Below are 3,542 nucleotides of genomic sequence, written 5' to 3' on the forward strand. Positions count from 1 at the left end.
GGTCGAACGGACATAGAGTGTTTTAGCTGCTCTAAGGGATTGTGATATTGTACAACGCTCTTCGCCAACCTGCGGGAGGATCTTCGTGCGCCTCGTCGCCCTAGTCAGTTTGTGGCTCATAATGGTTTGTCCCAACCTTATGGCCGCGGAAATAAAAGGATTGTATCGAATGGACGTCGCCGTACAGAGCAAAGATGAATCGACACGTAACGAAGACATCCGCAAAGCTCTTGAGCAAGTCCTCAAGCGATTGGTCAGGACCGATGCCATGCAGTCCAAGGCCGTACGCTCCATGCTGGAAAAACCCGACCATTTCGTTCTGCAATACGAGTACATAACCAAGTCGGACACCGATGCGCCGCTCGACTATTTGCGCGTGGAGTTCGATTCGCCGCGCATTAACGACACCTTGCGTAAATCGAACATCAGTCCTTGGGGAGAACAGCGACCCGAAGTGCTGGTATGGCTTTCGATTGAGGATAATGCGGAAAAATCGATTTTCGTGGCCGATCAAATGCCGGAGATCGACCGCGCGCTACGTGCCGCAGCGGAGGAAAGCGGATTGCCCGTGACGGTTCCTTTGTGGGATTTGACCGACCAACAGAGTCTCAGCATCGACGACCTGGAAACCGGTAACGGAGAGCGGGTCAAGCAAGCGTCCGCTCGATACGAGACCGATGCCGTGCTCGCCGGACGCTTGTCGCATAGACCGGAGGGAACCTGGGATGCCGCTTGGCGAATTTACCTTCAAAATCTCGACGAGACTTGGCAGGGAAACTTTCCCGATCTCCAGGAAGCACTCCGGTCGGGTACATCCGGAGTCTACTCCCGCCTGGCCGAACGGTTCATTCCGCGTACCACGCAGGAAACGACTCTGGAATTGAAAATCGTCGGCCTGTCGTCTCTCGATGCGACCGATCGCGCAACCGCCTATCTGAGCCGGCTGTCTCAGGTCAAAAGGCTGGAGTGGATGGGAGTGGACGCCGATCATGCCTTGTTTAAGCTATACGTACTCGGCGACAGGGCGTCGTTGGAGGAGGCCCTAGCTTTAGGGCGGGTGTTGAGACCCGTCGCTAACGAGGACCGGCAGTTTTCCGGGTTAACCTACCGATTAGCCGAATGAAAGCACGTCATATACCCAATATCATTTCGGTTTGCCGAATCCTGCTTGTCTATCCCGTCATCAGTTCGATGCTGGAAAAGCGCTTCGATTGGGCTCTGACGCTGTTCGTGATTGCGGGTGTATCGGATGCTCTGGACGGTTTTCTAGCCAAGCATTTTCACTGGCAATCCCGTCTCGGCTCCTATATCGACCCTTTGGCCGACAAGCTGCTTCTGGTTTCGTCTTATATCGTGCTGAGCTTTATGGGATTGCTCCCGTTTTGGCTCATGGCCACCGTGGTCTTGCGCGACCTGGTGATATTCACCGGTGCAGTGCTGTATTACTTCCTGCTGCGACCCTTCGAAGGGCAACCGCTCCTGATCAGCAAAGTGAATACATTGCTTCAGCTCTTTCTGGTATTCATCATACTCCTGCACCATGGCTTCGTGTCGTTGCCCGCCAGCCTCATCACCGGCCTGACCGCGATCGTATTTTTGACGACCCTGGTCAGCGGCGCAATGTACGTATATGTCTGGGGAAGCAGCTATTACCGCGAAACCCGAGTTTTGGGCATGCGCAATGACTAACGGCCATTTTTCCACGCTTCGATGGACGCGGTTATCCCGAGTTCGCCGCCATATACCGGCATTCTTGTTGAGCCTTCTTCCTCTCCCGGCGGTCGCCCAAGAATATTTCCGGGGACCCGGCGCAGCGCAGGGCGAGACCCTTTTTATCGAACCCAATAGTCCTCGCGCCAACGAAGATATCCTGATTTATTACCCGCGGCGCGGTTGCAACGACGACCGTGTCGATGCCCGGATGAAAGGAAACGAAATCGAGATCGTCGTCAACCACTACGGGCAGTGCCTTTATACCTTTCAACCGGAGGAAAGCACCCTCCCCGGCTCCGGGCTTTACCGAACCTATCGAATTGGTCGACTGCCGGTCGGAAACTATCGCATTCGGTTGTATTATCAGGATTTATCCGAAAGTTCTCGTAGCCGCAGTTTCAGCATTTCGGAATCCTTTTCGGTCATGCCCGCTCGCTAGAGCATCTTCCGATGTGGTGTAGCGCCCCAGGCTGTCGTAGGTCGGGAATCCCTTCCCGACATCGTCGTCGGCAAAGGATTGCCGACCTACAAGCTTGTTTGCGCATGCATTCTGGGTGTGCGTGCCGAGTTCCCGATTCACGCCACTATACTGCGGCGAAAAACGCTCCGAACGCCGGTACCGACTCGCCGTCCGGCATCGTACAAACATAACATCCCAATCTTGTCGAAATATCAGTCATGAACGATACGGTCTCTTCCGACTTCAATCCCCAGAACGTTTTTCATTCAAACGCGACCGACTCGGCGATTTCCAAACGGTTCCGCCGCATCGGCCTGATTACGATCGCCGCCGTTTATTTCCTGATCCTGGTCGGCGGCATCGTACGGGCATCCGGTGCCGGCATGGGCTGCCCCGACTGGCCCACCTGCTTCGGCCGCTGGATCCCGCCTACCGACGAATCCCAGCTGCCGCCGAATTACCACGAAATTTACGCCGAGCGCGGCTATGCGGATACCGAGTTCAATCCGCTCAAGACCTGGACCGAATACGTCAATCGGTTGATCGGCGTGAGTATCGGAGTGCTTATTCTGCTGACCTTGCTCTATTCAATTCCATATCTGAGACGAGACCGGGCGGTCTTCTTACTCGCCTTATCCGTATTCTTATTGGTCGGGTTTCAGGGTTGGCTGGGATCTGCGGTCGTCGCCAGCAATCTGCGGCCGGTCATGATTACCGCCCATATGGTGACCGCTTTCGTGATCGTGTGTCTCCTGATCTACGCGATCGCGAGATCGCAGCAGGACACGATACGGAGGCTCGATACTGGCGCGCTATCGTCAAAATTCAAAACGGTCTTGGCGGTAGCGATGGGGATGACGCTGCTGCAAATCACCATGGGAACCCAGATCCGGGAGTCGGTGGACGTCATCGCCACGACCTTTGATCAAGCCGAGCGCCACCTTTGGCGGGAGGAATTTCCGATCATTTTCTACATTCACCGCTCGTTCTCCTCCGTCATTCTCTTCACAAATCTCTGGCTCGTCTGGAATCTGGCACGACGCCTCGAACGCGGACACCTGCTTCGAAACTTCGGCTTGGCCCTGGGCGCCTTGGTGGTAGCCGCCATCGGCACGGGGGTAACGCTGGATCGTCTCGGATTTCCGGCTTTCGTACAGCCGATTCACCTCGTCCTGGCCAATCTGATCTTCGGAACCCAGTTTTTCCTGTTTATCGCATTGCGGTATTCGGAAAATCCGAGGGTCACGGCCGCAGCGCGCGTCGATTAGCCTGTAGAAACTATGCAGCGCCTAGCCTGCCAAGCTTGGCCTAGGTCGGGTTGAAGCGTTGCGGAAACCCGGCACAGCCGACGCTTGATCGAGGTCTAGTT

Annotated in this window: 4 protein-coding genes; all 4 read left to right on the plus strand. The window is 55.4% G+C overall.

Features of this window, described 5'->3' with window-relative positions; all coding sequences use genetic code 11:
* Positions 1 to 139: 139 nt before the first annotated feature.
* The 4 genes from ABJK70_RS21965 to ABJK70_RS21980 all read left to right on the plus strand — a co-directional run bounded on the left by ABJK70_RS21965 (position 140) and on the right by ABJK70_RS21980 (position 3,441).
* Entirely contained in the window at positions 140 to 1,123 is a 984-nt protein-coding gene (locus ABJK70_RS21965; protein WP_276205318.1) for a DUF2066 domain-containing protein, read from the plus strand.
* A complete protein-coding gene (locus ABJK70_RS21970) occupies positions 1,120 to 1,689 on the plus strand; it encodes a CDP-alcohol phosphatidyltransferase family protein (protein WP_077728061.1) in 570 nt (189 codons plus the stop codon). The genes ABJK70_RS21965 and ABJK70_RS21970 overlap by 4 nt, the downstream gene beginning before the upstream one ends.
* 67 nt (positions 1,690 to 1,756) lie before the next feature.
* Positions 1,757 to 2,152, plus strand: coding sequence for a hypothetical protein (locus tag ABJK70_RS21975; protein WP_347259134.1), 396 nt, complete (start codon positions 1,757 to 1,759; stop codon positions 2,150 to 2,152).
* A gap of 239 nt (positions 2,153 to 2,391) precedes the next feature.
* The gene (locus ABJK70_RS21980; protein WP_347259135.1) at positions 2,392 to 3,441 is read left to right on the plus strand and encodes a COX15/CtaA family protein; all 1,050 of its coding nucleotides are present in this window, start codon (positions 2,392 to 2,394) and stop codon (positions 3,439 to 3,441) included.
* Positions 3,442 to 3,542 lie beyond the last annotated feature (101 nt).

The sequence above is a fragment of the Methylocaldum sp. genome (assembly GCF_039794385.1).
Taxonomy (GTDB): domain Bacteria; phylum Pseudomonadota; class Gammaproteobacteria; order Methylococcales; family Methylococcaceae; genus Methylocaldum.

What these genes read in the sequence shown, in the direction of transcription:
- ABJK70_RS21970 (WP_077728061.1), top strand. Translation starts at nt 1,120, where the DNA reads ATGAAAGCACGTCATATACCCAATATCATTTCGGTTTGCCGAATCCTG.
- ABJK70_RS21980 (WP_347259135.1), top strand. Translation starts at nt 2,392, where the DNA reads ATGAACGATACGGTCTCTTCCGACTTCAATCCCCAGAACGTTTTTCAT.
- ABJK70_RS21965 (WP_276205318.1), top strand. Translation starts at nt 140, where the DNA reads ATGGCCGCGGAAATAAAAGGATTGTATCGAATGGACGTCGCCGTACAG.